Below are 1,644 nucleotides of genomic sequence, written 5' to 3'. Positions count from 1 at the left end.
AGATGCCATCCGCTTTCCGAACGTGATCGTTTAGTTCGGGTGGGTGGGCATGAACTCCCTTTCGTGGCGGGAGAGATGGGCGTGGTTCGTCCGCTCGTCTGGCTCGTGGAGGTTGCTGGTGGCGTCGGTGCTCGGTCTGCTGGAGGCCAGGGAGAAGAGGGTCCGGGAGGAGATCACGCGGTTGCGGGAGGAGGCCGAGCGGGTGCAGGCCGCGCTCGGTGAGGCGGAACGCGAGCTTCAGCGGCTGGTGGATGCCCGGGTGACAGTGACCGAGGTGCTGGCCAGCCCGCCTTCGGTGGTCACGGAGCCGACGGGCAGCGCGGTGGCGGGTTCGACGGTGCCCCGGCGGGATACGGGCATGGCGGCGACCATCCTCGCGCCGGACTACCAGCGGATCTTGTCGGTGCTGGAGTCGGAAGCGGGCCGGGAGGGCATGCGCTGCCAGCAACTGGCCGTCGCGCTGGGACTGGAGGCCATCCCGGCGAAGGTCGAGGGACTGCGAGCGAAGGCGAAACGCCTGGTGGAGCGGGGATGGGCGCTCCAGGTGCGGCCGGGGGTGTTCACCGCTCTCGTGGTGCCGGCCGTCTGAAGCCGGATGGGCGGCGTCCGGCCAGGCGACCGCTCATGAGCATGGTCATCGACCACAGCACCATGGCTTCGTGCATGGCTGGCTGCGTCTCGTAGTCGCGCACCAGGCGACGCGAGCGCATCAGCCAGCTCAGCGTCCTTTCCACCACCCACCTGCGCGGCAGCACCACGAATCCCGCTGTTTCATCGGTGCGTTTGACGATCTGAAGGGTGAGCCGGGGCTTCTCGCGGGCCCAGTCGACGAGCCGGCCGGCATAGCCGCCGTCCGCCCACACCAGTCGAATGGAGAAGTACTGCCCTCGCAGCCGCTGAAGCAGCGGGACGGCGGCGTCGCGGTCCTGCACGCTCGCCGCGGTCACCGCGACGGCCAGGACCAGGCCGAGGCAGTCCACCACCAGGTGCCGTTTGCGGCCTCCCACCTTCTTGCCGCCGTCCCAGCCGGAGGTCGAGCGCGGGATGTTCACCGCCGCCCGCACCGACTGGGAGTCCACGATCGCGGCTGTCGGGTCCGGCAAGCGGCCCTCCTTCTCCCGGACGCGGTCGCGCAGCCGGTCGTGAAGTTCAGCGAGCAGCCCCGTGGCCTGCCAGCGGCGGGCGAAGGCATGCACGCGCCGATACGGCGGGAAGTCCGCGGGCAGGTTGACCCACTTCACGCCGTTGTCCACGACATAGCGCACCGCGTCGAGCATCACACGGTGGCAATAGCCCTCCGGCCGGCCGCCCCGCCCCTCCAGCCAGGCCGGAACAGGCAGCAACGGCCGCACTACCCGCCACTCCGCCTCCGTCATGTCGGAGCCATAACTCGGAGTGCGGTCCGGCCGGTCCGCCGCGTTGCCGAACCTGTGCGCGAGGCAGTCACACGACGGTGGCAGCGAGTTGGACTCCACGCACGCGGACGCGAAAGACTGCGGCAACAGGGCCTCCTGGTACTCGGTTGGGATCGCACCCCCGAACTACCAAGAGGCCCTGCTGCCATGCGCTGGCCCTCGCGCGATCACCCGATCAGGAACCCTGTTCGACCGGGCCAGCCCCGTGATCGATAAGCGGATGGCGTCT

At 69.6% G+C, this 1,644-nt stretch carries 2 protein-coding genes; one reads left to right on the top strand and one right to left on the bottom strand.

Annotated features, from left to right (window positions below; genetic code table 11):
* Nucleotides 1–118: 118 nt before the first annotated feature.
* A complete protein-coding gene (locus ACWD3E_RS43280) occupies nucleotides 119–589 on the top strand; it encodes a hypothetical protein (RefSeq protein WP_451392943.1) in 471 nt (156 codons plus the stop codon).
* Here the strand turns inward: ACWD3E_RS43280 and ACWD3E_RS43275 are convergent.
* A complete protein-coding gene (locus tag ACWD3E_RS43275; protein ID WP_451392942.1) occupies nucleotides 561–1,502 on the bottom strand; it encodes an IS5 family transposase in 942 nt (313 codons plus the stop codon). The two genes, ACWD3E_RS43280 and ACWD3E_RS43275, sit on opposite strands and share 29 nt — an antisense overlap.
* Nucleotides 1,503–1,644: the final 142 nt, after the last annotated feature.

This window comes from Streptomyces sp. NPDC002676 (assembly GCF_053592455.1).
The sequence above is the reverse complement of the archived record's forward strand: the minus strand, read 5'-3'. Positions and strand labels throughout refer to the sequence as shown.